Raw genomic sequence first — 25,254 nt, forward strand, 5'->3', positions numbered from 1 at the left:
AAGGATCAGGCACCGGTATGAATGATGACAGTTACACCTCCGCGCAGTTGATGCGCTGGCTTTGGCGGGACTATCTAAAGAAACACACCGGTCTGATGGCCATCGCGGTGATCTTCATGATCATCGAAGGCTCCACCTTGGGCGTGCTGGCCAAACTGATGGAGCCGATGTTCGACCGCGTCTTCGTCGGTGGTGACCGCGGGGCGCTGGTTTGGGTCGGGCTGGTGCTGGTGGCGATCTTTGCGCTGCGGGCGCTCGCCACGGTGGTGCAAAAGGTGCTGCTGACCCGCGTGGCACAGCGCACGGCGGCGGACCTGCGCATCGACCTGCTCGACCGGATGATGCAGCAAGACGGTGCCTTTCACCAAAGCCACCCGCCCGGCTTTCTTGTCCAGCGCGTGCAATCGGATGTGAATGCGGTCAGCGATGTCTGGCGCGCGGTAATCACCGGCGCGGGGCGCGATCTGGTGGGGCTGGTGATCCTCATGGGCGTGGCCATCGCGATTGACCCGATTTGGGCACTTTTGGCGATGGTCGGCGTGCCGCTGATGGTGCTGCCCGCCGCCATCGCCCAGCGTTTCGTCCGCGCCCGCTCGCGCGAGGCGCGGGATATCGGGGCCAGCCTCTCGACCCGGTTGGACGAGGTTTTTCACGGCATCGTGCAGATCAAGCTCAACGCGCTGGAAGACTACCAAGCCCAGCAATACCGCGAGTTGACGCGCACCTTTATTCGCACCGAAGTCCGTGCCGCCTTTGGCAACTCCGCGATCCCGGCGATGATCGACATCATGTCGGGCATCGGCTTCATGGCCGTGATCGTCTACGGCGGGTCCGAGATCATCGCGGGCAATAAGACCATTGGTGAGTTCATGACCTTCTTCACCTCGCTGGGGTTCATGTTCTCCCCCCTGCGGCGTCTCGGGGCGATCAGCGGCCTATGGCAGATGGCTGCCGCCGCGCTGGAACGTATCAAGGAATTGCTCGATGCGCCCCTGCACCTGCGCAGCCCCGACAAAGCGCAGGCCGCGCCCGATGGCCCGCCCGATGTGACCCTGACGGATGTCTCGCTCTCCTATGGTGACACGAAGGTGTTGAACGGCTTGGACCTGACTGCGAAAGCGGGCCAGACCACCGCGCTGGTCGGGGCCTCGGGGGCTGGGAAATCGACCATCTTCAACCTGCTCACCCGGCTGGTGGACCCGCAAAGCGGCAGCGTGCGGATCGGCGGGGTCGACACCAGTGCAATGACCATACCGGACCTGCGCGGCCTCTTCTCTGTCGTGACACAGGAAGCGCTTTTGTTCGATGAAACCCTGCGCGAAAACATCGTGCTGGGCCGCGAGAATGTCACCGATGAAGAGCTCGACCGTGTGCTGAAAGCCGCCCATGTGGCGGACTTCCTGCCGCAGTTGGAACAGGGGCTGGAAACCCGCGTCGGCCCACGCGGCTCAGCCCTGTCGGGCGGGCAGCGCCAGCGCGTGGTGATCGCCCGCGCCCTGCTGCGCGACACGCCGATCCTACTGCTGGATGAGGCCACCAGCGCCTTGGATGCGCAATCGGAACAGGTCGTGCAGGACGCGCTTGATCGCCTCGCCAAGGGGCGCACCACCATCGTCATCGCGCACCGACTGTCGACCATCCGCAGCGCGGATAAGATCGTGGTGATGGACCGGGGCCGCGTCACCGACGAGGGCACCCATGACGAGTTGATGGAGCGCGGCGGCATCTATGCCGATCTCTACCGCCTGCAATATCGCGACGGAAAGACCGTATCGGATGCCCGCGGTCTCAGCGCCCTCTCCGCGAAGAAACGCCGCGAAAGGGCGCGCCAGCCCAATCTGCTCCAGCGGATCGGCGCGGCGTTCTTTAACTGAATGCGCGGGGCGTGGGGAAACCCGCGCCCCTTTCACGAACGCCGGTAGCTTTCGGCAAGCGCCTCGGGGCTGGCCCCCATCGCATAGCGCGCCAGCGTCCAGAGGTTGCGCCCCCCGCGCCGCAGCCAGCCCTGACGGCGGTATTTCTCGGCACTGGTCACGGCGACCCCATCCAGTTGGGTCAGGCGGCCGCGCAGGGCGCGGGCCAGCGCCACATCCTCCATCAGCGGTTGATCGGGATAGCCGCCCACCACGTCATAAAGCGCGCGGGGCAACAGCAACCCCTGATCGCCATAGGGCAGGCCAAGAGCGCTGCGCAGGTTCGCCCAGCCCGCCACCAAACGCGGCGCCAAACCGCGCTGATCGAAGCGCAGGCGGAACCACCCCGCGCCTTCGGCCCTGTGCGCCATGTGATCCTGCACCGCATCGCTCCACCCCGGGGCCAGCACCGTGTCGGCGTGCAGCACCAAGAGCCATGCGCCCTGCGCCGCATCACACCCACGCCGCAACTGACCGCCCCGCGAGGGCGCGCCCGAGACGACCTCAGCCCCCCAGCCTTCGGCCAGCGCACGCGTGCCATCCGTGGAGCCGCCATCGCTTAGGATCACCTCGCGGATCAGCCCGGCCTGCAAGCCCTCGACAAGCGCGGCGAGGCAAGCGGGCAGCGCCGTGGCCGCGTTGAGGGTGGGAATGACGACAGAGATCGGCGCGCGCATGGTTGCCCCTTTTGGGTGGCTTTGACAGGTTATATGTCATGGCCAGCAATCAAAGGACACCCGCATGACCCCGCGCCGCATTCTGCGCCTCTCCGGCCCCGACACCCGCGACTTTCTGCAAGGAATCGTGACCAATGACGTCGGCAAACTGGACCAAGACCCGGTCTATGCCGCCCTGCTGACGCCGCAGGGCAAATATATGGCCGACTTCTTTCTGATCGCCGAGGGCGAAGACGTTCTGCTGGACGTGGATGAAAGCCTTGGCGATATGCTGACCCAGCGGCTGTCGATGTACAAACTGCGCGCCAAGGTAACGATCACCCCCAGCGATCTGCACCTGCACCGCGGCACCGGGCCTGCGCCCGACGACGCCTTAGCCGATCCGCGGCATCCTGAGATGGGCTGGCGGGCCTATCGCGACATGCCGCAAACCGAGGACGCGACCGATTGGGACGCTCTGCGCGTGGCGCATCTGATCCCTGAGACGGGGATCGAACTTACCCCCGATACCTTTATCCTTGAGGCGGGGTTTGATCGGATCAACGGGTTGGATTTCCGCAAAGGCTGCTATGTCGGCCAAGAGGTGACCGCCCGGATGAAACACAAGACCGAGTTGCGCAAAGGGCTGACCCGGGTCGAGGTCAGCGGCAGCGCCGCCCCCGGCACGGCAATCACGGCAGAGGGCAAACCCGCGGGCACGCTCTACACCCAAGCGGGCGGTCAGGCTTTGGCGCATCTGCGGTTCGACCGCGCCAAAGGCCCGATGCAGGCCGAAGGTGCAGAGGTCACTTGGCCCGGCCCCGCGACCTGAACACCGCGCGCCGCTGAAAGGCCCCCACGAAACAAAAAGCCCCGGCAAAACCGGGGCTGATCTACTTTACCAAAGATGACGTCGCGTCAGGCGCGTTCGACATATTCCATGGTTTCCGTGTTCACGACGATGTCTTCGTCTTGGCCCACGAAGGGCGGCACGGTGATCTTCACACCGTTGTCGAGCACGGCAGGCTTGAAGGAATTCGCCGCTGTCTGGCCCTTCACCACCGGCTCAGTCTCGGCAACTTTGCAGGTCACCTTCTGCGGCAGCGAGGCGTTCAGCGCCTCTTCCTCGTGATATTCGACCACGATCATCATGCCGTCCTGCAAGAAGGGGCGACGTTCACCCAAAAGCTCGGCAGGCAGCTGCACCTGCTCATAGGTTTCAGTGTCCATCACCACCAGCATACCGTCGTCTTCATACAGAAATTGCTGGTCTTTTTGCTCCAAACGCACGCGCTCGACCTTGTCGGCGGAACGGAAGCGTTCGTTCAATTTGGAGCCGTTGCGCAGGTTGCGCATCTCGACTTGGGCAAAGGCGCCGCCCTTGCCGGGCTTCACGTGATCGACCTTCACAGCCGCCCAGAGGCCACCGTTATGTTCAAGGACGTTTCCGGGGCGGATCTCGTTTCCGTTAATCTTGGGCATGTGACAAAACCACGACATAAGGTTGATGATATGATGTTCGGGTCTATATCGGGAGGGATGGTCCCCTGCAAGCAGGCGTTATTCTCTGCTGCCACACCAACTAGATATGCGCAAGCTGCATGGGAGATATGCTAAATAGAGGTATCCGAATCAAAAGATATCCGTCATAAGGGCCTCCACGCCCGAATGACAAGAGCAAGAATAATCGAAAGGACGACGAGATGAAAGATTTCGTTGATGGCACCGCTTTCAACAACGAGCAAGGCAACCGCGCACGCAAGCTCTTTGCTGCTGTGGTGCTAGCTGCTTTGGATGACGCAATTGCCGATGACAAGAAATATGGCAACGGCCCTGAACAGATCGCCCGCTGGGCCCGCTCGCGCGATGGCCGCGAGGTTCTGAGCTGTGCCGGTATCGACCCCAACGAGCGGGTCGTCGAAGGTTTGATGGAATTCGTCGGCAAAGGCGTGCGGACCTCCGTCGCCCTGTCGCGTGAAGAATCCGAGCGCCGCAATGCCGCGCTTCAGGCCGAAGCCGCCTAAGACATATTCGCCAAGCGGCGCAATTGACGCAGCCTTCGGGCTGCGTTTTTTTGTGTCTGCCCCTCGGCGATGGGCTTTCCCCTGCCCCTGATTTGCGCCAATTTGCGCGAAACCAAGGGCAAGCAGACATGACCAAAGCCATCATGATCCAAGGCACCGGCAGCAATGTCGGCAAGTCGATGATCGTCGCCGGATTGATCCGTGCCTGCACCCGGCGTGGCCTGCGTGTGCGCCCTTTCAAACCGCAGAACATGTCCAACAACGCCGCCGTCACCGAAGACGGGGGCGAGATTGGCCGCGCGCAGGCGTTGCAGGCCCGCGCGGCGGGCGTGGCCCCGCATACGGATATGAACCCGGTGCTGCTGAAACCCCAGAGCGCCACCGGCGCGCAGGTGGTGGTGCAGGGTAGAATCGCAGGCCAGCAAGAGGCGCGGGAATTTGGCCGCAACAAAGCCAGCCTGATGCCCGCGGTGCTGCAATCCTTTCACCGTTTGGCTGAAAGCTGCGACCTGATCGTGATCGAGGGCGCGGGCTCTCCGGCTGAGACGAACCTGCGGGCGGGCGACATCGCCAATATGGGCTTTGCCCGCGCCGCCGGGGTGTCGGTGGTGCTGATGGGCGACATCGACCGCGGCGGGGTGATCGCGCAGATCGTCGGCACACAGGCCGTGCTCGACGCCGAAGACAACGCGCTGATCCGCGGCTTTGCCGTGAACAAATTCCGGGGCGACCGCAGCCTCTTTGACGCGGGGCGCGATGACATCGCCGCGCGTACCGGCTGGCCGAGCCTTGGGGTGATCCCGTGGTTCGACGCCGCCCACCGTCTGCCCGCCGAAGACGTGATGGACCTGCCCGCCCGCGCCCGCTCGGGCGGGTCGGGCTGTGTTATCGCCGTGCCACGCCTGCCCCGGATCGCAAATTTCGATGACCTCGACCCGCTGGCGGCTGAGCCGGGCGTTGACCTGCGGATGATCATGCCTGGCAGCCCCCTCCCCGCCGAGGCCGATCTGGTGCTCATGGTCGGCAGTAAATCCACGATCTCCGACCTCGAAGCCTTCCGGGCCGAGGGGTGGGACATCGACCTTGCCGCCCATATCCGGCGCGGCGGCCATGTGCTGGGCCTTTGCGGTGGCTATCAGATGCTGGGCAAGACCATCACCGATCCCGAGGGGATCGAAGGCCCGGCGGCGCGGGTGGCGGGGCTGGGGCATTTGGACGTCGAAACCACGATGGCTCCGCTGAAACATCTGGCGGAAAAGTCCGGCCAGCACCCGGCGAGCGGCACCGCCCTCACCGGCTATGAGATCCATATCGGAGAGTCCACCGGCCCCGATTGCGCCCGCGCGTGGCTGACTTTCGACGGCACGCCCGAGGGCGCGGCCTCCCCTTCGGGCCGGGTGCAGGGCTGCTATATGCACGGGATTTTCAGCTCGGATGCCTTCCGCCGCGCCTATCTTGGCGGCTTCGGCGTCACCTCATCGCTGGATTTTGAAACCGGCGTGGAAGAGGCGCTGGACGCGCTGGCCGATCATGTCGAGACCTATATGGATGTCGACCTGTTCCTCGCCCTCGCGGCAGAGGTCTAGGCTGGAGAACGCGCGGCCCTCCAGCCCAACGCTTAAAACTCGACGACTGCGCGGATCGATTCACCCTTGTGCATCAGATCGAAGCCTTCGTTGATCTGATCCAAAGTCAGTTTGTGGGTGATCATCGGGTCGATCTCAATCTTGCCGTTCATGTACCAATCGACGATCTTGGGCACATCCGTCCGCCCCTTGGCCCCGCCAAAGGCGGTGCCGCGCCAGACCCGACCGGTGACCAGTTGGAAAGGCCGCGTCGAAATCTCGGCCCCGGCAGGCGCCACGCCGATGATGATGCTCTCACCCCAGCCCTTATGCGCGCATTCCAGCGCGTCGCGCATGACTTTGGTGTTGCCGGTGGCGTCAAAAGAGTAATCGGCGCCGCCCTTGGTCAGTTCAACCAGATGCCCCACCAGATCGCCGTCGACTTTCGAGGGGTTCACGAAATCGGTCATCCCGAAATAGCGCGCGGCCTCTTCCTTGTCGTCGTTAAGGTCAACGCCGACAATCTGATCCGCCCCGGCCATGCGCAGGCCCTGAATGACGTTCAGACCGATGCCGCCCAGCCCGAAGACCACGCAGCGCGCGCCAAGCTCAACCTTGGCGGTGTTGATCACCGCGCCGATGCCGGTGGTGACGCCACAGCCGATGTAGCAAATCTTGTCAAAAGGCGCGTCCTTGCGCACTTTGGCCAGCGCGATTTCGGGCACCACGGTGTGGTTGGCGAAGGTCGAACAGCCCATGTAGTGGTGGATCGGCGTGCCATCCAGCATGGAGAAGCGGGTCGTGCCATCGGGCAGCTTGCCTTGGCCTTGGGTCACGCGGATCGCCTGACAGAGGTTGGTTTTGCCGCTGAGGCAATATTCACACTCCCGGCATTCTGGCGTGTAGAGCGGGATGACGTGATCGCCCGGCTCCAGCGTGGTGACGCCCTCGCCCACTTCCAGCACCACGCCCGCCCCCTCGTGGCCGAGGATGGCGGGGAAGATGCCTTCGGGATCGTCGCCCGAGCGGGTGAACTCATCGGTATGGCACAGGCCGGTCGCCTTGATCTCGACCAAGACCTCGCCCCGTTTCGGGCCTTCGAGGTTCACCTCCATGATTTCAAGCGGTTTGCCGGCTTCCACGGCAACGGCGGCACGGGTTCTCATCATGGGTCTCTCCTTCGGGTGTGATCTCTGCTGCTTTATGAAGCACGCATGCGGCAAATGTCCAACGCAGAAAACGCTGCCCTGATCGCCTCAACCAGTAATCGGCGCGTCGGCTTTGATCTGCCGCAGGATCACATTCGTCGTGGCCGAATTCACCGCCGGATGCAGGAACAGAAAGCTCTCCAAAAAGGCGTTATAGGCGTCGATATCGCGGCACAGCACGCGCAGGTGATAATCCGCTTGGCCCGTGGTGGCGAAACACTCTGTCACCTCCGTCCGGCTTTGGATCGCCCGGATGAAACTGGCGAGGGCCGAGGCATCATGCCGGGTCAGATGCACATGCACCATTGCCTCGAAGGCCAGCCCCATCGCCTTGGGGTCGACCACGGCGGCGTAACGTTTGATCACCCCCGCCTGCTCCAACGCCTTGACCCGCCGCCAGCAGGCGGAGGCAGAAATGTTCAGCTTTTCTGCCAGTTGTGCGTTGGGCAGGCGCGAATCCTGTTGGAGTAGAAACACAAGCTGCCGGTCCGTGGCGTCCATTTCAGTCATCGGATAAATCTTTCATTATATGAATTTCGTTCGGATAATTTATTCAGGCATCCGGGGCAAAGCCAGTAAAACTGGTGCAAAAATTCGCGCATCCTGCGGTATACTTCCCAATGAGGAGACCCCCATGACAGAACAACCGCGCGAATTTACCACTTATAAACTTGATGACCGCTATGATCAGACCGAAGGTCGCGTGTTCCTGACCGGGACGCAGGCGCTGGTGCGCATTATGCTGGATCAGGCCCGGCGTGATCGCGCGGCTGGGTTAAATACCGCCGGTTTCGTCTCAGGCTACCGTGGCTCGCCTCTGGGCGGGCTCGATCTGGAATACTGGCGCATCAAGGACCGCGTGGCCGAGGCGGGCGTGAAGTTCCTTCCGGCGGCGAACGAAGACCTCGGCGCCACCGCGGTCTTGGGCGCGCAGCAGGCGCATCTCGACCCGCAGGCGGAGGTCGAAGGCGTCTTTTCCATGTGGTACGGCAAGGGGCCGGGGGTGGACCGCTCAGGCGACGCGCTGAAACACGGCAACGCCTATGGCTCCGCGCCCAAGGGCGGTGTGCTGGTGGTGGCAGGCGATGACCATGGTTGCGTTTCCTCGTCCATGCCGCATCAATCCGACGTGGGCTTCATGTCGTGGTTCATGCCGACGCTGAACCCCGCTTCCGTCGCCGAATACCAAGCTTTCGGCGAATACGGCATCGCGCTGTCGCGTTTCTCGGGCACATGGGTCGGCTTCAAGGCGATCTCGGAAACCGTGGAGAGCGGCGCCTCGGTCGAGCTGACCCCGGACCGGGTGTTCAAGCAGCCTGACTACACCGCGCCCCCGGGCGGGCTGCATGTGCGCTTGGGCGATCTCCCCTCCCCCGAGATCGAGACGCGGCTGCATCACAAGCTCGACGCCGTACAGGCCTTCATGCGCGCCAACCCGATCGATCGGCATATTTACGAGACGCAGGACGCCTCCTTCGGAATCGTCACCACCGGCAAGGGCCATCTCGACACGATGGAGGCACTCCGGCTTCTGGGCCTCGACGAGGCCGCCTGCCGTCGTCTCGGCATCGACATCTACAAGATCGGCATGGTCTGGCCGCTGGCGCTGGACGACGCGCTCGACTTCGTGAAGGGCAAGCGCGAAGTGCTCGTGATCGAAGAGAAACGCGGCATCATCGAAAGCCAGTTCAAGGAGGCCTTCTACGACTGGCCCGGCTCCAAGCCCGCGCGGATGGTCGGCAAACATGACGAGAACCTCGAGGAACTGGTGCCCTGGACAGGGGAGCTGTCGCCGCTGAAGCTGGTGCCGATCATCGCAGCACGTCTCGATGCCTTCTTCCCCGAAGAGAAGCTGCTCGAAAAAGCCCGCGCCTTGACCGACCAGCCCCCCGTGCTGCTGAACGTCGAGGGTGCCACCCGCACCCCCTATTTCTGTTCGGGCTGCCCGCATAACTCCTCCACCAAGCTGCCCGAGGGGTCTAAGGCGAACTCCGGCATCGGCTGCCATGTCATGGCCTCGTGGATGGACCGAGAGACGGCCGGTTTCGCCCAGATGGGCGGCGAGGGCGTGCCGTGGATCGCGACTTCGATGTTCAACGGGAACAAGCACGTCTTCCAAAACCTTGGCGAGGGCACGTGGTATCACTCCGGCTCGCTGGCGATCCGGCAGGCGGTCGCGGCGAAGACCAACATCACCTACAAGATTCTTTACAACGACGCGGTGGCGATGACCGGCGGCCAGCCGGTGGACGGCCCCGTCTCCGTCGCCGCCATCGCGCAGGCCTGCCGCGCCGAAGGGGTGGAACGCATCGCGCTGGTCTCGGACCGGCCCGAACTGCTGCTCAAGGGCGACTTCCCGGATGGCACCACATTCGACCACCGCGGCGATCTGGACCGCGTGCAGCGCGAGCTTCGCGAGATTCCGGGCGTCACCGTGCTGATCTACGAACAGACCTGCGCCACCGAGAAGCGCCGCAAGCGCAAGCGCGGGCTGATGGACGACCCGAAGAAATTCGTGATGATCAACGATCTAGTCTGCGAGGGCTGTGGCGATTGCAGCCTCGAGTCGAACTGCCTGAGCGTCGAGCCCAAGAAGACCGAGTTCGGCACCAAGCGGCAGATCAACCAGTCCACCTGCAACAAGGATTACTCCTGCCTTAACGGCTTCTGCCCCTCCTTCGTCACCGTCGAGGGTGGCAGCCGCCGCAAACGCTCGGGTGCGGGGCTGGACGTGGCGGGGCTGTCGGCGCAGCTTCCTATGCCGGAATTGCCCAAGCTCGACCAGCCGTTCAACCTGCTGGTGACCGGCGTCGGCGGCACCGGCGTGGTGACCGTGGGCGCGCTCATCACCATGGCCGCGCATCTCGAGGGGCTGGGCTCTAGCGTGCTCGACTTCACCGGTTTCGCGCAGAAGTTCGGCACGGTGTTGGGCTATGTTCGTCTGGCGAAACGCCCCGAGGAGGTGCATCAGGTGCGCATCGATCAGGGCGGCGCCGACGCGGTGATCGGCTGCGACATGGTCGTGAGTTCCGCGCCCAAGGCCTCGGCCCACTACCGGCGCGGCACCCGGATCGTGCTGAACCGTGCCGAAATGCCCACGGGCGATCTGGTTCTGAACCGCGACGCCGAGTTGCGCATCGACGACCGCGAGGCGGTGATCGCGCAGGCCGTGGGGGCCGACAACCTTGCCGCCTTCGACGCCAACGCAATGGCCGAGAAACTGATGGGCGACGCGGTCTTTGCTAATGTGATGATGCTCGGTTTCGCTTGGCAGAAGGGGCTGGTGCCGGTCTCGCTCACAGCACTTGAGCAGGCGATCGAATTGAACGGTGTTGTTCCGGACAAGAACCGCGCCGCCTTTGGCTTTGGCCGGGTCATGGCGGGCAATCCGCAGGCGATCGAGGCGCATTTCGCCCCCGCGCCTGCGCCCGACGACAGTGTCGAAAGCCTGATCGCGCGGCGGATGGAGTTCCTCACCGACTACCAGAACGAAGCCTACGCCCAGCGCTACAAGGAGAAGCTCGACGCGCTGGCGGGCAAGCTGCCCGAAGGCTCCGACGACCTGATGCGCGCGGCGGCGAAATCGCTGTTCAAATTGATGGCCTATAAGGACGAATACGAGGTCGCGCGCCTGCACCGTCAAGGCGGTTTCGAGGAGCGCATCGCCGATACTTTCGAGGGCGACTACAAGGTGAATTATCACCTCGCCCCGCCCGCTTGGCCCACTGGCACGGATGGCCGCGGACGCCCCAACAAGCGCAAGTTCGGCCCCTGGATGGGCCGTGCCTTTGACCTTCTGGCGGCGATGAAACCGCTGCGCGGCACATGGGCCGACCCGTTCAGCTACGGCGCCGACCGCAAGCTCGAGGTCGCCCTGATCGGCTGGTACGAGGAGGTCATGGCAAAGGCCCCCGCCCTGCCCCATGATGCGGCGCTGGCGGTGCTTTCCGCGCCGATGGAAATCCGCGGCTACGGCCCCGTGAAAGAGGCCGCAGCCGAGAAGGTGCAGGCCGAAGTGGCCGCGCGCCTAGGCTAAAAGCGTCGTCGAGAAATCGCCGCGCAGCCCGGCTTCGAGCAATTCGAGGTCGGGCGAGCAATCGCTATATTGCGCCACCATGCCCGGCGGGATGACGAAGGCATCGCCTGCCTCCAGTTTGCGCGGCTCCTGCCCTTCGGCGTTCAGGGTCATGCTGCCTTCCATGACGAAGCTGAAGTGAATGTCGGCGTCGTGCTTCGCGGGCGGCGGCGTGCCGCCGTCGAAACGGGCCACCTGAATGCCGGCCACGCCCTTGGTGCCCTTGGTGATCCCGGTGTCGCGCGCGACGAAGCCGGGGATGCGGAAGGGCTGCCACTCGGCGCCTTCCTTCACGTGATGCACGAAGGTCTGGCCGTCCCATTCGCGCGCCGGATCGCCTTTGCCGTTGGGCAGGGTCATCTCGTGGTCGATGGTGGTGACATGTTCCGCAGGCACGCCGATCTCGATTACCTCGATCGAGGGCGAGGCCTCGACCACGCGGTGGCGGATGCCCGGGGGCTGGGTCACGCAGTCGCCCGCGTGCAGGCGCATCACGTCGCCCTGATCCTCGTAGAGGATATCGACCCAGCCCCGGTAGCAATAGATCAGCTGGAAGCCCACGGTATGGTAATGCACCATATCCGGCACCGGGCCGCCGTCGGGGATGCGAATATGGCTGGCGATGATCGAGCCGCCGAGGCGCGAGGGGATCAAATCGCGGTAGTGCATCCCTGCGCGACCAATCACCCAAGGGGCCTCATCCGCCAGCCGCCGCACGGCAAACTCATGCTGCGTCTGGGGCTGGTCCACGCGGGGGCTGCGCGGCAGGATCTCGATCTTCGTGCCATTGGGCGCAGTGAGTTCCCGCTGGCCCTCTGCGATGCTGTCGGGCGCATCGGTGAGCAGGCGCAGATGCCCCGGCGCCACATCCGCCCCCCGCTCAAGCCTCACCCGCACCCCATGGCCCGAAAAACTGGCCACCGAAGGATCATCCGCGGGAAAGATCGTCTCAAGCCGCATGCCCAGCACTTTGGTGAAGAAAGGCAAATCCTCCCTAAGCTCTCGCGTGGGCAACAAGAATTCCGCCAAAACATCATCGGGCAAACGCATTTAACTCATCCTCTTCACGTATCGCGCCGCAGTTGAGCGCGCGACGGGCAAAGCGTCAACTGGGCGTTACGCACCACAGCCGATAAAGTTCCCCCGACCGCTCATTTTCGACCAGCGAGTCGCAGCGCGAAATTCGCGCGATCACAAGAACAGCAAATTCTCGCCCCGATTTCGCACCCTCACGCGCCCAATAGCGCCTGAAAGCCTGCACAATTCTTGCCCAATCGCCTCCCGCAATGCGGGAAAGCAAGGGGCCACGGCCATCTCTCTTCGCCAATTCAATGGTTTCGCGAGGCTTCAAAATATGGTTAATAATTTATGCAACGGCACAAGGTATTGGTGCAGAAGCGTCACAATTTCGCCGGGTTTATACGACTAGATATGAACAGATTATAAAGACACCCGGACTGCCCGTCTGCCCCACGAAAGAGGTGCCAAAAATGAAAATTCTTGCTGTCGACGATGACCCATTTATCCGCGAATTGCTGCCCGTTGTTTTCCGCGAAGCCGATTACCCCCATTTGACATTGGCCGCCTCCGGCGCTGCCGCTCTGGAACTGCTTGAAACCACCAAAGAACATTTCGAATGCCTTCTCCTGGACATCGAGATGCCCGAGATGGATGGCATCACACTATGCCGCCGCATTCGCAAGCTGGAAGCCTATCAAGACACGCCGATCCTGATGGTGACCTCACGCGCCGACGCGACTGCGATCGAAAGCGCCTTTGCCGCCGGGGCCAACGACTATGTGACCAAACCTTTTGACGTGAAGGACATTGCAACCCGCGTGCATATCGCCGAGCGGATGTTGGAGAACACCCAGCGCGCCCCGCGCCTTGATCCGCAGCATTTGAAAGACGCGGGCGAGCCCGGTGTCCACGATTTTGCGCTGGCCGATCCTGTGCATATCAATGGGGTCGATCAATTGGTGCTGCCCTTCTCCTTGGGCAATTACCTGTCGCAGCTTTCACGCCAACACCTTGATATCTGTCAAGTCTTCGCGGCCAAGATCGAACATATCGATGAGCTTTACGCGACCTGCAACACCGCCGAATTCGCCCGCGCCATCGCCGCTGCGGCCGAGGCCATCGCGCGCGTGGTCGATTGCCCCCAACTGCTGATGACCCATAACGGATCTGGCACGCTTCTGTGCATCGTGACAGGTGACAGCCTGCCCGCTTGGCCCGAGATCGAGGTGCTCATCCAAGGGGAGCTGGACGGCATGGACCTGCGCCATGACGACAACAGCCCGATGACGGTGATGCTTTCTGTCGGTGGCCCGATCCAGCCCAATGCCAGCCGCACTCAGCGGGTCAGAAAGACATTCGACCGCGCCATTCGCCGCGTGGCGATGCGGCAGAAGGTCAAGCTCGACACCCCACCGACCGAGAAACCCTCGGTCTCCGCCGCCCATTGACGACAAGGCAATCGCCTCAAGAAAAACCCGCCTCATGGGCGGGTTTTCGCATTCAGTTGATGGGGAATTGCACCAAACAGCGTTCGGCGATGCGGCGGTAATCCTCAAGCGTGTCAGGCACGCTGCGCCGGTCGCGCATCACCTCCATCGCAGCGCGTTTCTGCGCCCAGGTCCCCTCAACATGGCGGTCGAGAATGCGCACGGTCACGCCCAGCATCACATTCTTCTCCCCCTCGCCAATCAACTCCGCCGCGGAAAGTGCCACGGCCGTCAGCGCCAGCGTATTGGCGCAGCGCAGGGCCGCGGCTTCGCGCCCCTCATAGACCCGCGTACCCGCCGTGGCCGTGCCGGGAAAGGCCACGAGCGCGGCGATCGACAAAACAGAACAGAGGGCTGCTGTCAGGATGAGCTGGCGCGCCACCTCAAAAGACCTTGAAGGTCATCGTGGTCAAAGACCGCTCAATGCCTTCGATGTCCAACAGATTATCATTGATGTAGACGCCCACATCTTCGCCCTTGGGAATATAAAGCTTCATCAAAAGATCATATTCGCCTGAGGTGGAATAAAGTTCGGAATGGATTTCGCGCAGGGCGATCTCTTCGGCCACACGATAGGTCGTGCCCGGTCGGCAGCGGATCTGGATGAATACGCAGGTGGTCATGTCGCGCCTCTTTCTGGGATTTGGTTCAAGCTGACATATGGGCCCTGCCCCCGCAATCCCCGATCGCGCTGTCCCTGCTCAAAGGCGTTTCACCGCTTGGGCTTGGCGCGGCGGCAGGCCCTGCTATAAGGGCGCAGCAATTGCCTTCGGAGATGCCCCATGCGTCGCAGCACCCTGACCCGCACCACTGCCGAAACCGACATCACGGTCGAGATCAACCTCGACGGCACCGGCAGCTATGACAATGAAACCGGCGTCGGCTTTTTTGACCATATGCTCGACCAACTCTCGCGCCACTCGCTGATCGACATCAAGGTGCGTGCCAAGGGCGATCTGCACATCGACGATCACCACACCGTCGAAGATGTGGGCATCACGCTGGGCCAAGCACTGACCCAAGCACTCGGCGACAAACGCGGCATCCGCCGCTACGGCTCCTGCCTGCTGGCGATGGACGACGCACAAATCCGCTGCGCGCTCGACCTCTCCGCGCGGCCCTTTCTGATTTGGAACGTGGATTTCCCCACCAGCAGCATCGGCAAGTTCGACACCGAACTGGTCCGCGAGTTCTTCCAAGCGCTCAGCACCCATGGCGGCATCACCCTACATGTCGACGCGCTCCACGGGTTCAACAGCCACCACATCGCCGAAGCCGCTTTCAAATCCGTCGCCCGCGCCCTGCGCGAAGCGGTCGAGACCGACCCGCGCAAAGCGGACGCCATCCCCTCGACCAAGGGTGCCTTGTAAGCCAATGCTGACAGCGATCATCGACTACGAATCCGGCAATCTGCACTCCGCGCATAAAGCCTTCGAACGTATGGCACGCGAGCATGACGCAGGCGAAATCATCGTGACCTCGGATGCCGAGGTTGTGGCCCGCGCCGACCGTCTGGTCCTGCCCGGCGATGGCGCTTTCCCGGCCTGTATGGCCGCCCTGAAAGGGGCCGGCGGCCTCTATGACGCCATGGTCGAGGCAGTCGAGGAAAAGGGCCGCCCCTTCCTCGGAATCTGCGTCGGCATGCAACTGATGGCCAGCATGGGCCGCGAATATGAAGACACCCCCGGTTTGGGCTGGATCGGTGGCGAGGTGACCCAGATCACCCCGAAAGACCCGAAGCTCAAAGTCCCCCATATGGGCTGGAACGACTTGGTGATCGATCACGACCACGCGGTCTTCGACGGGCTGAAAACCGGTGATCACACCTATTTCGTGCACAGCTACCACATGGCCGTCGCTAACCCCGCCGAACGTCTGGCCCATGTCGAATACGGCGGCGAAGTCACGGCGATTATCGGCCGCGAAACGATGCTGGGCATGCAGTTTCACCCGGAGAAAAGCCAAACCACCGGCCTGCGGCTGATCTCGAACTTCCTGACTTGGGCGCCTTAACCCGCGCCGCGCCTGTTGAAACGTCGGAAGGTATTTAAGAAAGGATGAAGATGAAGAAAGTTCCTCTTCAACTTCATCCTTTTACAAATACCTCTGCGCTGCGCTTTCCTCGCGCAAAACGCAATGAAGGCGCGAAGGACTAGCCCCGCGCCTTCAAACCTTCGCAGAGATGCACGGCCCTTACTTGATGCGCGCCCAGGTCTGTTTCGAGCAGATCAGCCCACCCGCGACGCAGCCCGAGAGTTTCAGCGAGTTGCCTGAGACGTTCATCTTCCCGATGTAAATTTTGCCGTTTGACGGGCGCCAAACCTTACCGGCGTATTTGCCGCCGCCCTGAGGCTTCATGTCGATAACAAGAGTCTTGCCGATATTGGGGGATTTGTATTCGCCGCTGTCGTCGAAGGTCCGCGCGATTTTCCCGCAGATCGCCCCGCCGCAGGGGGCCATTTTCACGTGGGCGTAGGCGCCGTCATCCACTTGGGTTTGCCACGTACCGATTGCCGGGTCCGCGGCATGGGCGGCACCGGTCAGGCCAAGGCCCAGAAGGGCCGCTGCAAAAAGCTGTTTCATGATCTCTCCTCCCGATCTGGCTTTAGTGTTAGCCACAACTCTCTTTCGGGCAAGACTGACCTAGGGTCGCGTTGCAAAATCCCTGGCGACGTGCAAAAGGAAAGCGACTTCTCTAACAAGGGCCCGGCCATGATCCTTTACCCCGCTATCGATCTCAAAGACGGTCAGGCCGTGCGCCTTGTGCATGGCGACATGGACCGTGCCACCGTTTTTAACGACGATCCCGCCGCACAGGCGCTTAGCTTTGTCGAAGCGGGCTGTGATTGGCTGCATCTCGTTGACCTCAATGGCGCTTTTGCCGGGACCCCGGTGAACGCCGCCCCGGTGGAGGCGATTTTGAAAGCCTGCAAAGTGCCTGCGCAATTGGGCGGGGGCATTCGAGATATGGCGACGATCGAGGGCTGGTTGGATAAGGGGCTCGCGCGGGTCATTCTGGGCACCGTCGCGGTTGAGAACCCCGAACTGGTCCGCGAGGCGGCGCGCGCCTTTCACGGGCAAGTTGCCGTGGGGATCGACGCGCGGAATGGAAAGGTCGCGACCAAGGGTTGGGCGACGGAGACCGATGTGATGGCCACCGACCTTGCGAAATCCTTTGAGGACGCGGGCGTGGCCGCAATCATCTACACTGACATCATGCGCGATGGCGCGATGGGCGGGCCGAATGTGGAAGCGACAGCCGATCTGGCGCGGGCCGTTTCGATCCCGGTGATTGCCTCGGGCGGGGTGTCATCGCTCGAAGACTTGGGCGCGTTGCGGGACACCGGGGTCATTGAGGGCGCGATCTCGGGGCGCGCGCTTTATGATGGCGCGATTGATCTGGCCGAAGCCATGAAGATGTTGAAGGGCTGAGCCATGCTGAAGACCCGCATCATCCCTTGTCTCGACGTGGCCGATGGCCGCGTGGTGAAGGGTGTGAACTTCGTCGGCCTGCGTGATGCGGGCGACCCGGTGGATGCCGCGATTGCCTATGATGCGGCGGGGGCGGACGAGCTTTGCTTTCTCGACATCCACGCCACCCATGAGAACCGCGGCACGATGTTCGATCTGGTCACCCGCACCGCCGAGCATTGCTATATCCCGCTGACCGTGGGCGGCGGCGTGCGGACCGTGGCGGATGTGCGGGCCTTGCTGTTGGCGGGGGCCGACAAGGTCAGTTTCAACTCCGCCGCTGTGGCAAACCCCGATGTAATCGCCGAGGCGGCGGATCACTTTGGCAGCCAGTGCATCGTCTGCGCGATTGACGCCAAGACCGTAAGCCCCGGCAAATGGGAGATTTTCACCCATGGCGGGCGCAAGCCCACGGGCATCGATGCCGTGGAATTCGCCCGCACCGTGGCCGCCAAGGGCGCAGGTGAAATCCTGCTGACCTCGATGGACCGTGATGGCACCAAACAGGGGTTCAACCTGCCGCTGACCCGCGCCATTTCCGATGCCGTGTCTGTGCCGGTGATCGCCTCCGGTGGGGTCGGCAATTTGGATCACCTTGTCGATGGGGTGATCGAAGGTGGCGCTTCGGCGGTGCTGGCCGCCTCCATCTTTCACTTTGGCGAATATACAGTGCAGGAGGCCAAACAGCATATGGCCGCCGCTGGCATTCCAATGAGGCTTTCATGACGCTTGATGACCTATACGCCACCATCCTGAGCCGCAAAAGCGCTGATCCGTCAAGCAGTTGGACCGCGCAACTACTGGCCAAGGGGCCAGAGAAATGCGCTGAAAAGTTCGGCGAAGAGGCGGTCGAGGCAATCATTGAGGCGGTGAAGGATGACCGCAAAGGTCTGACCTCGGAAGCCGCTGATGTGCTCTATCACCTTTTGGTGATGCTGGCCGTGCGGGATGTGCCGCTGAGCGATGTGCTGGATGAGTTGGCGCGGCGGCAATCGACCTCCGGCATCGCCGAAAAGGCCGCGCGGAAATAATCAGCCCAGCAGGCGTGGGATTTCCACCTTGGGGCAGCGGTCTTGGATCACATCCACGCCGCGTGCTTCGGTCTTCGCCGCCGCTTCGGCATTGGTGATGCCCATTTGCATCCAGATGGTCTCAAGCTCGGGGAAAGCCTCCAGCGCTTCGTCCACGACGGGGGGCACATCCTCGGAGCGGCGGAAAATATCGACCATTTGCACCGGCGGGTCGATCTCGGCCAGAGTGGCGACGATGGTCTTGCCAAAGACTTCCTTGCCCGCGTGCACCGGGTTTACCGGCACCACGTCATACCCTTTTTGCGCAAGGTATTCAGCGACATAGTGGCTGGGCCGCGCCGGATTGGGGGAAACACCGACCACCGCAATGCGGCGGGTGCGGGTGAGAACGTCTTTGATCAATGCATCTGTCATAGGCTGAACTTAAGCGCCTGCGCGCGGGTTACAACGGCTTAATGACGTGGCGTAAAGCCTGCCGCCCCCTGCCCGCGATTGGCAAGGCCGCGGCGATTGCATAGGCTCGCCCCAAAGGGCCGCCCGTGGAGGAACCGGGCAGAACCGCGAACCATCATCACCGGGAGCATAGGATGATCGATCAGACCTTGGATATGAACAATCTCGAAATGTCGGAGAAGGCCAAGCCACTGCTGGCGGCGGTCATCAAGCACATCCGCGAGAATGTCGATCCGATCACCGAAGAGTTCTTTCGCCTTGGCGAAGGCCGCGCCGACCGCTGGTCTTATGCGCCCGGTCAGTTGGAATTGCTCGACGGGGCCAAGCAAAAAGCGCGGGAGGCGGGATTGTGGAACTTCTTCCTGCCCAATGCCGAAACCGGTGAAGGGCTGGCGAACCTCGATTACGCCTATATCGCCGCCGAATTGGGCAAAAGCCCGCTGGCGCCGGAGAGCCTGAACTGCTCCGCCCCGGATACCGGCAATATGGAGGTGTTGGAGCGTGTCGGCACGCCCGAGCAGAAAGAGCGCTGGCTGAAGCCCTTGCTGGCGGGCGAGATCCGCTCGGCCTTTGCCATGACGGAGCCGGATGTCGCCTCCTCGGACGCGCGCAATATCTCCACCAGCGCGGTGCTGGATGGGGACGAGTGGGTGATCAACGGCGAAAAGTTCTATATCTCCGGCGCCGGCGATCCGCGCTGCAAGATCATGATTGTCATGGTGAAAACCTCGCCCGAGGCCGAGACTTTCCGCCAGCAGAGCCAAATTCTCGTGCCGATGGACATGCCGGGGGTGGAGATCCTCGGGCCGATGCATGTCTTCGGCCATGACGACGCGCCGCATGGGCATATGCATATCCGTTTCACCGATGTGCGCGTGCCGCGCGAAAACGTGCTTTGGGGCGAAGGGCGTGGGTTCGAGATCAGTCAAGTTCGCTTGGGACCGGGGCGGATTCACCACTGCATGCGCTCTATTGGTGCGGCGGAAAAGGCGCTGGACCTGATGATCGAACGCGGGCTCGGGCGCGAGGCTTTTGGCAAGAAGATCATCGACCTCGGCAAGAACATGGAAACGATCAGCCGCGCACGGATCGACATCGAAGCCATGCGGCTGATGGTGTTGAAAGCGGCCAAGGCGATGGATGTTTTGGGCAATAAAGAGGCCCGCATCTGGGTCAGCATGATCAAGGCGCTGGTGCCGGAAAAGGCCTGCGAGATCATCGACGCCTCTATGCAGGTGCATGGGGCGACGGGGATGAGCCAGTGGAGCCCGCTTTCGGGCATGTACACGTGGCAGCGCGCGCTGCGCTTTGCCGATGGGCCGGATGAGGTGCACCATCAGGTGATCGCCCGGGCCGAGGTGAAGGCCTTTCAGGCGTCGAACGCGCGCGGCTCTGGCAGCGACAGCTGATATGGATCTCGCGGGCCGCGTCATCGTCATCACCGGGGCCGCCAACGGCATCGGGCGGGCCTTGGCGCTGCGCTTTGCTAGGGAAGCGCCTGCGCGTATCATCTGCGTGGACATCGACAGCGCGGGGGCCGAGGAGACGGCGGCTGAGGTCGGCGGCACGGCCTTCCGCGTCGATGTCGCGCGCGAGGCGGAGATCGCCGCGCTGATCGACAGCGTCGAGCGTGATATCGGGCCGATTGATCTTTTCTGCTCTAACGCCGGTATCTCGGTCGAGGGCGGCGTCGAGGTGCCAGATGCCGACTGGCAGCGCATTTGGGAGATCAACGTGATGAGCCATGTGCGCGCAGCGCGGCATCTGGTGCCGCTGATGCGGGCGCGCGGGGGTGGCTATCTGCTCAACACCGCCTCGGCGGCGGGGCTGCTCAATCAGGTCGGCGCGGCGCCCTATGGGGTGACGAAACACGCCGCCGTCGGCCTCGCTGAATGGCTGGCGATGAGCTATGGCGATGACGGGATCAAGGTCTCTGTGCTCTGCCCGCAGGCGGTCCGGACCGAGATGATGCGCGGGTTTGAAGATCATGTCGCCGCGATTGACGGCATGTTGGAGCCTGAGCCGGTGGCCGAAGCCTGCGTGCAGGCGATCCGCGATGAGGTCTTTCTGGTGCTGCCGCATCCGCAGGTGCGCGACTATATGCAGGGCAAGGCGCAGGATTATGACCGCTGGATCGGCGGAATGCGCAAGCTGAACCGGCGCTTTGGGGCGGCGAAAGACAGCTAGCGGCCCCTAGCTCTCCCCCTTGGGCCGAATCGGGCGCAGCAGCCCCTCCTGCGCCACGCTGGCCACCAACTGCCCGTTTTGATTGTAGATCATCCCACGATTGAACCCCCGCGCGCCGCCGGTGAACGGCGCGTCGAGCGCATAGAGATGCCATTCGTCAAAGCGGATCGGCGCGTGAAACCACATGGCGTGGTCAAGGCTGGCCGTCATCACCTTGCCCTGAAACCACGTCAGACCATGAGGCCGCAGAGAGGAGCCGAGCAGGTTCATGTCCGAGGCATAGGCAAGCAACGCGTGCTGCATCACCGGGTTTTGCCCTTCGGCGGCCCCCATGCGGAACCACAGATAGTTGCGGTCGCTCACTTTTTCCGGCGTCATGAAATCGCGCGGCTCGACCTCACGGATCTCAATGGGGCGCTCGCGCAGGAAGTCCCCACGGTATTTCTCGGGCAGCTTCTCGGCAAAAGCCTCGCGCAATTCAGGCCGGTCGGGCCAGTTCTCAGGGGCCGAAACCTGCGGCATCTCATGCTGCCAATCGAACCCCTCTTCTTCGACCTGAAAAGAGGCGGAGAGGTTCAGGATCTGCTTGCCATGCTGGATCGCCACCACACGCCGGGTCGTGAAACTGCCCCCGTCGCGGGCGCGGTCGACCTGATAGATTACCGGAATTTTCGGGTCGCCGGGCCGGATGAAATAGGCATGGAGCGAATGACACGCCCGGTCTGGTACCGTCCGGTAAGCCGCCATCAGCGCCTGCGCGATGACGTGACCGCCGAAAATTCGCATCGAGGTCTCACCGCCAGCCCCCGTGCCCCGAAACAGATCGACCTCAAGCTGTTCGATATCCAACAGATCAAGCAATTGCCGCGCAGCATTGGTCATGGGTCATCCTTTCGGGCCGGGGGTGTTTCGGCCCTAGCAACAGGTTTTCACCGCAAAGCTCAAGCGCCAAACGCCCCGCCGCCCGCTCAGCGGTCGCGATCCAGCGCTTCCAGCCCGTGACGCGCAAAAACCGGGACATATTGCCCTAATTTCAACCCGTATTCAGGGTTTGAGGCATTGCCCTCCAAAGCGCGTTTCAACACACCTTGGATGATCGCCGCCATGCGGAAAAAGCAAAAGGCGAGGTAATAGCCGAAGTTGTCGATGCCCTTCAGCCCGCGCCTGCGGCAATAGGCGGCGATGAATTCGGCATCGGTGGGCAGGCCAAGCGCCTTGCGGTCCACCCCGGCCAAGCCGCGCCCCTCAGCCCCTACGGGCATCTGCCACTGCATGATGACAGCGGCGAGATCGGCAAAGGGGTGGCCAATGGTCGACAACTCCCAATCCAAGACCGCGCGGCAAGCGGTGCCATGGGTGTCGAAGATCATATTGTCGATCCGGTAATCACCATGCACCAACGTGCGCTGCCCGTCGTCCTCGGGCAGCTCGGCGCTGAGGCGCTGCATCAGCCTATCCATATCCGGCTGCGGCTCGGTCTCCGACGCGCGGTATTGTTTCGACCAGCGCGCCACCTGCCGCTCGAAATAGTTACCCGGCGGGCCATAGTCTGACAGCCCCGCCGCGTCGATATCGACCTCATGCAGCGCGGCCAGCACGCCATTCATCTCATCCATGACCGCGCCGCGCTCTGCCGGGGTAAGCTCCGGCAGCGTGGGGTCGTTGAAGTTGCGCCCCGGGACATGGTCCATGACATAGAACATCGAGCCGATGACGCTCTCATCCTCACAGAATAAATGCATCCGCACGACAGGCACCTGACTGCCCGCCAAAGCCTTCTGCACCCGAAACTCCCGATCCACCGCATGGGCCGATTTCAACAGCACCCCCGGGGGTTTGCGGCGCAGCACATAGTCATGCGCCGGGGTCGAAAGCAGGAATGTCGGATTGGATTGCCCGGCCTGAAACTTCGTGACTTCCAGCGGCCCGGCGAAACCCGGCAGGTTCGCCTCCAACCAGCGGCAAACGGCGTCCTCATTCAGGGTTTGGGTATCCGTGCTCACTGTGCGAACTCCGCTGCCAACCTTGCGCCAGCGGCGCGATACTCCGCCTCAATACGGTCCACCAGGTCGGCCGCGCCACCAATCTCTTTGACAGCGCCAATCCCCTGCCCCGCGCCCCAAATTTCCTTCCACGCCTTGGGCTTGGACGAGCCCGAGCCGAAATTCATCGAAGAGGCATCCGCCGATGGCAGATTGTCCGGGTCGAGCCCCGCCGCCTCGATCGATGGGCGCAGATAGTTGCCCGACACCCCGGTGAAGAGCGACGATGTCACAATGTCATCCGCCCCGCCCGAGACGATCATATCCTTGTACCCCGGCACGGCGTTCGCCTCTCGCGTGGCGATGAAGGCCGAGCCCATATAGCCCAGATCGGCCCCCATGGCGCGAGCTGCCAAAAGCCCCTCGCCCGTGGCCAAAGCGCCCGACAGCAAAAGCGGCCCCTCGAACCATTCGCGGATTTCACGGATCAACGCGAAGGGCGACTGCGGCCCCGCATGGCCCCCGGCCCCCGCCGCCACGGCAATCAGCCCATCCGCGCCCTTTTCGATCGCCTTGCGCGCGAAACGGTTGTTGATCACGTCATGCAGCGTCACCCCGCCACAGGAATGTGCGGCCTCGTTCACCTCGACACGCGCGCCGAGCGAGGTGATCCAAATCGGCACCTTATGTTTGACGCAAATCTCAAGATCACGCTCCAAACGTGCGTTCGACCGATGCACGATCTGGTTCACCGCGAAAGGGGCTGCGGGCCGGTCGGGGTTCTCTTGATTGTGCTTGTCCAAGGCTTCGGTGATCTGGGTCAGCCAAGCATCCAACAAGGGCGGCTCACCCTCCGCCTCCCGCGCGTTCAGCGCCGGGAAAGACCCGACGATCCCGGCCTTGCACTGCGCGATGACCAGCTCGGGCCCCGAGAGAATAAACATCGGCGAGGCGACCAGCGGCAGGCGCAGGCCGCGCAGGGCTTGGGGTAGATGGCTGTCGTCACGCATATGGGGTCTCCGTTCGGGGTCTATCGTTCGGCATCACAGTGCCTTTTCAAAAATATTCGGTCCCGACATCACATTGATGCCGCCGCTGACCGGGATCACGGCCCCGGTGACATAGGCGCCGCCGCGTCCGCAAAGAAACAACATGCAGCCCGCGATATCTTCATCCCGCCCAACACGGCCAAGCGGGACATCCTGCCCCACCGCGGCCCGCGTCTTCTCATCGCCCGTGGCGAATGCCGTCATGCGCGAAACGAAGGGCCCCGGCGCCAGTGCGTTCACGGTGATCCCTTCCCCCGCCAATTCCTTGGCGAGGATTTTACTCAAATGAATGACCGCCGCTTTGGACGCGGCATAGCTATAGGCGCCGTCGCCCATCTCGCGCTCCCCCATGACCGACCCGACGTTGACGATCCGCGCGGGATCATCCGCCGTGGCCCCGGCGCTGAGAAGCGGCAACAGCTTTTGCGTAAGATCGAAAAGCCCGGCGGCGTTGACGCCCATGACCTTATCCCAAGCCCGGTAAGGGAACTGCCCCAAGGGCGCACCCCAAGTCACGCCCGCGTTGTTCATCAAGATATGCAGCCGATCGCTACGCGCCTGAACCTCAGCCACGAGCGCATCCACGCCAGCCTCAGTCCCCACATCGCCCGCGAACCCTTCGGCGCTGCCCCGCGCGCCAAGCGCATTCAGCTCATCGGCCACCGCCGCGCAGCCCTCTCCGTTCCGGCTGGCCAAAAGGACCCGCGCCCCGGCCCGCACCAAAGCCTCCGCCGCCATCCGCCCGATGCCTGTGGCCCCGCCGGTGATCAAAGCGGTCTTTCCCTCCAAGCCAAAGAGCGTCTCAATATCCATGCCCCGCCTCCCAACGTCGACTGTCGCCGCTACTGTGACAGGGCTTCGGGCAGCGTCAAGCGGATGCCAGCTGCAGGCCCCGGTAACCGGGCGTCATATGGTTCTTGCTGGTCGGGAGATTACCCCCCTTCCAACGCAAAACCGCCGCAGCATTGAGCTGCGGCGGTTTTGTTATTCTGATCATCGTAGAGAGATACTGTAGTCTAGGAACTTATTAGGTTTGGCGATGACCTACTCTCCCACGTCTTAAGACGCAGTACCATCGGCGCTACGGCACTTAACGGCTGGGTTCGGGATGGGACCAGGTGTTTTGCTCGCGC

26 protein-coding genes and 1 rRNA gene are annotated in these 25,254 nt (G+C 62.8%); 13 read left to right on the top strand and 14 right to left on the bottom strand.

The features are described from left to right. The first annotated feature begins 17 nt into the window (after positions 1-17). On the top strand, positions 18-1,874 hold the full coding sequence (locus tag ACGYLX_RS13505; protein ID WP_394450123.1) for an ABC transporter ATP-binding protein: 1,857 nt from the start codon (positions 18-20) through the stop codon (positions 1,872-1,874). Between the two features lie 32 nt (positions 1,875-1,906). Here ACGYLX_RS13505 and ACGYLX_RS13510 read toward each other — a convergent pair whose 3' ends face one another. Next, positions 1,907-2,590, bottom strand: a complete 684-nt coding sequence (locus ACGYLX_RS13510) for a TIGR04283 family arsenosugar biosynthesis glycosyltransferase (protein WP_394450125.1) — start codon at positions 2,588-2,590, stop codon at positions 1,907-1,909. 64 nt (positions 2,591-2,654) lie between these two features. Here ACGYLX_RS13510 and ACGYLX_RS13515 point away from each other — a divergent pair, with 64 nt between their 5' ends. Continuing rightward, entirely contained in the window at positions 2,655-3,401 is a 747-nt protein-coding gene (locus tag ACGYLX_RS13515; RefSeq protein ID WP_394450127.1) for a YgfZ/GcvT domain-containing protein, read from the top strand. A gap of 86 nt (positions 3,402-3,487) precedes the next feature. Here the strand turns inward: ACGYLX_RS13515 and efp are convergent, their stop codons facing one another. Next, positions 3,488-4,051 (bottom strand): elongation factor P, encoded by a 564-nt coding sequence (gene efp / locus ACGYLX_RS13520; RefSeq protein WP_067265157.1) that lies wholly within the window; start codon positions 4,049-4,051, stop codon positions 3,488-3,490. 221 nt (positions 4,052-4,272) lie between these two features. On the opposite strand from efp, the gene ACGYLX_RS13525 reads away from it, so the two are divergent. Continuing rightward, positions 4,273-4,593, top strand: coding sequence for a DUF6280 family protein (locus ACGYLX_RS13525; protein WP_007120494.1), 321 nt, complete (start codon positions 4,273-4,275; stop codon positions 4,591-4,593). A 128-nt stretch (positions 4,594-4,721) separates the two neighbouring features. Beyond that, positions 4,722-6,179: a cobyric acid synthase gene (locus tag ACGYLX_RS13530; RefSeq protein ID WP_394450129.1), complete on the top strand. Its 1,458-nt coding sequence runs from the start codon at positions 4,722-4,724 to the stop codon at positions 6,177-6,179. 32 nt (positions 6,180-6,211) lie between these two features. Here ACGYLX_RS13530 and ACGYLX_RS13535 read toward each other — a convergent pair whose 3' ends face one another. Both ACGYLX_RS13535 and ACGYLX_RS13540 read right to left on the bottom strand, forming a co-directional pair. Beyond that, the gene (locus ACGYLX_RS13535; protein ID WP_271689939.1) at positions 6,212-7,324 is read right to left on the bottom strand and encodes an S-(hydroxymethyl)glutathione dehydrogenase/class III alcohol dehydrogenase; all 1,113 of its coding nucleotides are present in this window, start codon (positions 7,322-7,324) and stop codon (positions 6,212-6,214) included. A 90-nt stretch (positions 7,325-7,414) separates the two neighbouring features. Next, positions 7,415-7,876, bottom strand: coding sequence for an Lrp/AsnC family transcriptional regulator (locus ACGYLX_RS13540; protein ID WP_394450131.1), 462 nt, complete (start codon positions 7,874-7,876; stop codon positions 7,415-7,417). A gap of 124 nt (positions 7,877-8,000) precedes the next feature. On the opposite strand from ACGYLX_RS13540, the gene ACGYLX_RS13545 reads away from it, so the two are divergent. After that, the gene (locus tag ACGYLX_RS13545; protein WP_394450133.1) at positions 8,001-11,402 is read left to right on the top strand and encodes an indolepyruvate ferredoxin oxidoreductase family protein; all 3,402 of its coding nucleotides are present in this window, start codon (positions 8,001-8,003) and stop codon (positions 11,400-11,402) included. Here the strand turns inward: ACGYLX_RS13545 and ACGYLX_RS13550 are convergent. Next, positions 11,394-12,491, bottom strand: coding sequence for a cupin domain-containing protein (locus tag ACGYLX_RS13550; protein ID WP_394450135.1), 1,098 nt, complete (start codon positions 12,489-12,491; stop codon positions 11,394-11,396). The two genes, ACGYLX_RS13545 and ACGYLX_RS13550, sit on opposite strands and share 9 nt — an antisense overlap. A gap of 440 nt (positions 12,492-12,931) precedes the next feature. On the opposite strand from ACGYLX_RS13550, the gene ACGYLX_RS13555 reads away from it, so the two are divergent. Then, the gene (locus ACGYLX_RS13555; protein ID WP_394450137.1) at positions 12,932-13,909 is read left to right on the top strand and encodes a PleD family two-component system response regulator; all 978 of its coding nucleotides are present in this window, start codon (positions 12,932-12,934) and stop codon (positions 13,907-13,909) included. Between the two features lie 52 nt (positions 13,910-13,961). Here the strand turns inward: ACGYLX_RS13555 and ACGYLX_RS13560 are convergent, their stop codons facing one another. After that, positions 13,962-14,330 carry a hypothetical protein gene (locus tag ACGYLX_RS13560; protein ID WP_394450139.1) on the bottom strand — a complete coding sequence of 123 codons (369 nt, stop codon included), beginning with the start codon at positions 14,328-14,330 and terminating at the stop codon, positions 13,962-13,964. 1 nt (position 14,331) lies between these two features. Beyond that, positions 14,332-14,571 (bottom strand): Lrp/AsnC family transcriptional regulator, encoded by a 240-nt coding sequence (locus ACGYLX_RS13565; RefSeq protein WP_007120503.1) that lies wholly within the window; start codon positions 14,569-14,571, stop codon positions 14,332-14,334. A gap of 159 nt (positions 14,572-14,730) precedes the next feature. Here ACGYLX_RS13565 and hisB point away from each other — a divergent pair, with 159 nt between their 5' ends. Both hisB and hisH read left to right on the top strand, forming a co-directional pair. Continuing rightward, the gene (gene hisB, locus ACGYLX_RS13570) at positions 14,731-15,318 is read left to right on the top strand and encodes an imidazoleglycerol-phosphate dehydratase HisB (RefSeq protein ID WP_067265185.1); all 588 of its coding nucleotides are present in this window, start codon (positions 14,731-14,733) and stop codon (positions 15,316-15,318) included. 4 nt (positions 15,319-15,322) lie between these two features. Next, complete coding sequence (gene hisH, locus ACGYLX_RS13575; RefSeq protein ID WP_394450141.1) at positions 15,323-15,961, top strand: imidazole glycerol phosphate synthase subunit HisH; 639 nt, start codon at positions 15,323-15,325, stop codon at positions 15,959-15,961. A gap of 180 nt (positions 15,962-16,141) precedes the next feature. Here hisH and ACGYLX_RS13580 read toward each other — a convergent pair whose 3' ends face one another. After that, positions 16,142-16,531 carry a DUF2147 domain-containing protein gene (locus tag ACGYLX_RS13580; RefSeq protein WP_394450143.1) on the bottom strand — a complete coding sequence of 130 codons (390 nt, stop codon included), beginning with the start codon at positions 16,529-16,531 and terminating at the stop codon, positions 16,142-16,144. A gap of 129 nt (positions 16,532-16,660) precedes the next feature. Between ACGYLX_RS13580 and hisA the strand changes: the two genes are divergently transcribed. From hisA to ACGYLX_RS13595, 3 genes are read left to right on the top strand one after another with little or no spacing between them, the layout of a single operon-like run. Beyond that, positions 16,661-17,380 carry a 1-(5-phosphoribosyl)-5-[(5-phosphoribosylamino)methylideneamino]imidazole-4-carboxamide isomerase gene (gene hisA, locus ACGYLX_RS13585; protein ID WP_394450145.1) on the top strand — a complete coding sequence of 240 codons (720 nt, stop codon included), beginning with the start codon at positions 16,661-16,663 and terminating at the stop codon, positions 17,378-17,380. Between the two features lie 3 nt (positions 17,381-17,383). After that, entirely contained in the window at positions 17,384-18,145 is a 762-nt protein-coding gene (gene hisF / locus ACGYLX_RS13590; protein ID WP_067265192.1) for an imidazole glycerol phosphate synthase subunit HisF, read from the top strand. Next, positions 18,142-18,450 (top strand): phosphoribosyl-ATP diphosphatase, encoded by a 309-nt coding sequence (locus ACGYLX_RS13595; RefSeq protein WP_394450147.1) that lies wholly within the window; start codon positions 18,142-18,144, stop codon positions 18,448-18,450. The genes hisF and ACGYLX_RS13595 overlap by 4 nt, the downstream gene beginning before the upstream one ends. Here the strand turns inward: ACGYLX_RS13595 and ACGYLX_RS13600 are convergent, their stop codons facing one another. After that, entirely contained in the window at positions 18,451-18,864 is a 414-nt protein-coding gene (locus ACGYLX_RS13600; RefSeq protein ID WP_394450149.1) for a CoA-binding protein, read from the bottom strand. 173 nt (positions 18,865-19,037) lie between these two features. Between ACGYLX_RS13600 and ACGYLX_RS13605 the strand changes: the two genes are divergently transcribed. Both ACGYLX_RS13605 and ACGYLX_RS13610 read left to right on the top strand, forming a co-directional pair. Next, positions 19,038-20,312: an acyl-CoA dehydrogenase family protein gene (locus ACGYLX_RS13605; RefSeq protein WP_394450150.1), complete on the top strand. Its 1,275-nt coding sequence runs from the start codon at positions 19,038-19,040 to the stop codon at positions 20,310-20,312. A 1-nt stretch (position 20,313) separates the two neighbouring features. After that, the gene (locus tag ACGYLX_RS13610; protein ID WP_394450152.1) at positions 20,314-21,090 is read left to right on the top strand and encodes an SDR family oxidoreductase; all 777 of its coding nucleotides are present in this window, start codon (positions 20,314-20,316) and stop codon (positions 21,088-21,090) included. A 6-nt stretch (positions 21,091-21,096) separates the two neighbouring features. Here ACGYLX_RS13610 and ACGYLX_RS13615 read toward each other — a convergent pair whose 3' ends face one another. From ACGYLX_RS13615 to rrf, 5 genes are all read right to left on the bottom strand, one after another. Next, a complete protein-coding gene (locus tag ACGYLX_RS13615) occupies positions 21,097-21,972 on the bottom strand; it encodes an acyl-CoA thioesterase II (RefSeq protein ID WP_067265201.1) in 876 nt (291 codons plus the stop codon). An 86-nt stretch (positions 21,973-22,058) separates the two neighbouring features. Continuing rightward, on the bottom strand, positions 22,059-23,093 hold the full coding sequence (locus ACGYLX_RS13620) for a phosphotransferase family protein (RefSeq protein WP_394450154.1): 1,035 nt from the start codon (positions 23,091-23,093) through the stop codon (positions 22,059-22,061). Continuing rightward, a complete protein-coding gene (locus ACGYLX_RS13625; RefSeq protein WP_394450156.1) occupies positions 23,090-24,082 on the bottom strand; it encodes an NAD(P)H-dependent flavin oxidoreductase in 993 nt (330 codons plus the stop codon). Before ACGYLX_RS13625 ends, ACGYLX_RS13620 begins: the two co-directional genes overlap by 4 nt. A gap of 33 nt (positions 24,083-24,115) precedes the next feature. Then, on the bottom strand, positions 24,116-24,934 hold the full coding sequence (locus tag ACGYLX_RS13630) for an SDR family oxidoreductase (RefSeq protein WP_394450158.1): 819 nt from the start codon (positions 24,932-24,934) through the stop codon (positions 24,116-24,118). 218 nt (positions 24,935-25,152) lie between these two features. After that, positions 25,153-25,254 (bottom strand): 5S ribosomal RNA (gene rrf / locus ACGYLX_RS13635); the annotation flags it as partial.

It is taken from the genome of Sulfitobacter sp. 1A13496, assembly GCF_043557225.1.
Taxonomy (GTDB): Bacteria; Pseudomonadota; Alphaproteobacteria; order Rhodobacterales; family Rhodobacteraceae; genus Sulfitobacter; species Sulfitobacter faviae.

What these genes read in the sequence shown, in the direction of transcription:
- ACGYLX_RS13505 (WP_394450123.1), top strand. Translation starts at nt 18, where the DNA reads ATGAATGATGACAGTTACACCTCCGCGCAGTTGATGCGCTGGCTTTGG.
- ACGYLX_RS13510 (WP_394450125.1), bottom strand. Translation starts at nt 2,590, where the DNA reads ATGCGCGCGCCGATCTCTGTCGTCATTCCCACCCTCAACGCGGCCACG.
- ACGYLX_RS13515 (WP_394450127.1), top strand. Translation starts at nt 2,655, where the DNA reads ATGACCCCGCGCCGCATTCTGCGCCTCTCCGGCCCCGACACCCGCGAC.
- efp (WP_067265157.1), bottom strand. Translation starts at nt 4,051, where the DNA reads ATGCCCAAGATTAACGGAAACGAGATCCGCCCCGGAAACGTCCTTGAA.
- ACGYLX_RS13525 (WP_007120494.1), top strand. Translation starts at nt 4,273, where the DNA reads ATGAAAGATTTCGTTGATGGCACCGCTTTCAACAACGAGCAAGGCAAC.
- ACGYLX_RS13530 (WP_394450129.1), top strand. Translation starts at nt 4,722, where the DNA reads ATGACCAAAGCCATCATGATCCAAGGCACCGGCAGCAATGTCGGCAAG.
- ACGYLX_RS13535 (WP_271689939.1), bottom strand. Translation starts at nt 7,324, where the DNA reads ATGAGAACCCGTGCCGCCGTTGCCGTGGAAGCCGGCAAACCGCTTGAA.
- ACGYLX_RS13540 (WP_394450131.1), bottom strand. Translation starts at nt 7,876, where the DNA reads ATGACTGAAATGGACGCCACGGACCGGCAGCTTGTGTTTCTACTCCAA.
- ACGYLX_RS13545 (WP_394450133.1), top strand. Translation starts at nt 8,001, where the DNA reads ATGACAGAACAACCGCGCGAATTTACCACTTATAAACTTGATGACCGC.
- ACGYLX_RS13550 (WP_394450135.1), bottom strand. Translation starts at nt 12,491, where the DNA reads ATGCGTTTGCCCGATGATGTTTTGGCGGAATTCTTGTTGCCCACGCGA.
- ACGYLX_RS13555 (WP_394450137.1), top strand. Translation starts at nt 12,932, where the DNA reads ATGAAAATTCTTGCTGTCGACGATGACCCATTTATCCGCGAATTGCTG.
- ACGYLX_RS13565 (WP_007120503.1), bottom strand. Translation starts at nt 14,571, where the DNA reads ATGACCACCTGCGTATTCATCCAGATCCGCTGCCGACCGGGCACGACC.
- hisB (WP_067265185.1), top strand. Translation starts at nt 14,731, where the DNA reads ATGCGTCGCAGCACCCTGACCCGCACCACTGCCGAAACCGACATCACG.
- hisH (WP_394450141.1), top strand. Translation starts at nt 15,323, where the DNA reads ATGCTGACAGCGATCATCGACTACGAATCCGGCAATCTGCACTCCGCG.
- ACGYLX_RS13580 (WP_394450143.1), bottom strand. Translation starts at nt 16,531, where the DNA reads ATGAAACAGCTTTTTGCAGCGGCCCTTCTGGGCCTTGGCCTGACCGGT.
- hisA (WP_394450145.1), top strand. Translation starts at nt 16,661, where the DNA reads ATGATCCTTTACCCCGCTATCGATCTCAAAGACGGTCAGGCCGTGCGC.
- hisF (WP_067265192.1), top strand. Translation starts at nt 17,384, where the DNA reads ATGCTGAAGACCCGCATCATCCCTTGTCTCGACGTGGCCGATGGCCGC.
- ACGYLX_RS13595 (WP_394450147.1), top strand. Translation starts at nt 18,142, where the DNA reads ATGACGCTTGATGACCTATACGCCACCATCCTGAGCCGCAAAAGCGCT.
- ACGYLX_RS13600 (WP_394450149.1), bottom strand. Translation starts at nt 18,864, where the DNA reads ATGACAGATGCATTGATCAAAGACGTTCTCACCCGCACCCGCCGCATT.
- ACGYLX_RS13605 (WP_394450150.1), top strand. Translation starts at nt 19,038, where the DNA reads ATGATCGATCAGACCTTGGATATGAACAATCTCGAAATGTCGGAGAAG.
- ACGYLX_RS13610 (WP_394450152.1), top strand. Translation starts at nt 20,314, where the DNA reads ATGGATCTCGCGGGCCGCGTCATCGTCATCACCGGGGCCGCCAACGGC.
- ACGYLX_RS13615 (WP_067265201.1), bottom strand. Translation starts at nt 21,972, where the DNA reads ATGACCAATGCTGCGCGGCAATTGCTTGATCTGTTGGATATCGAACAG.
- ACGYLX_RS13625 (WP_394450156.1), bottom strand. Translation starts at nt 24,082, where the DNA reads ATGCGTGACGACAGCCATCTACCCCAAGCCCTGCGCGGCCTGCGCCTG.
- ACGYLX_RS13630 (WP_394450158.1), bottom strand. Translation starts at nt 24,934, where the DNA reads ATGGATATTGAGACGCTCTTTGGCTTGGAGGGAAAGACCGCTTTGATC.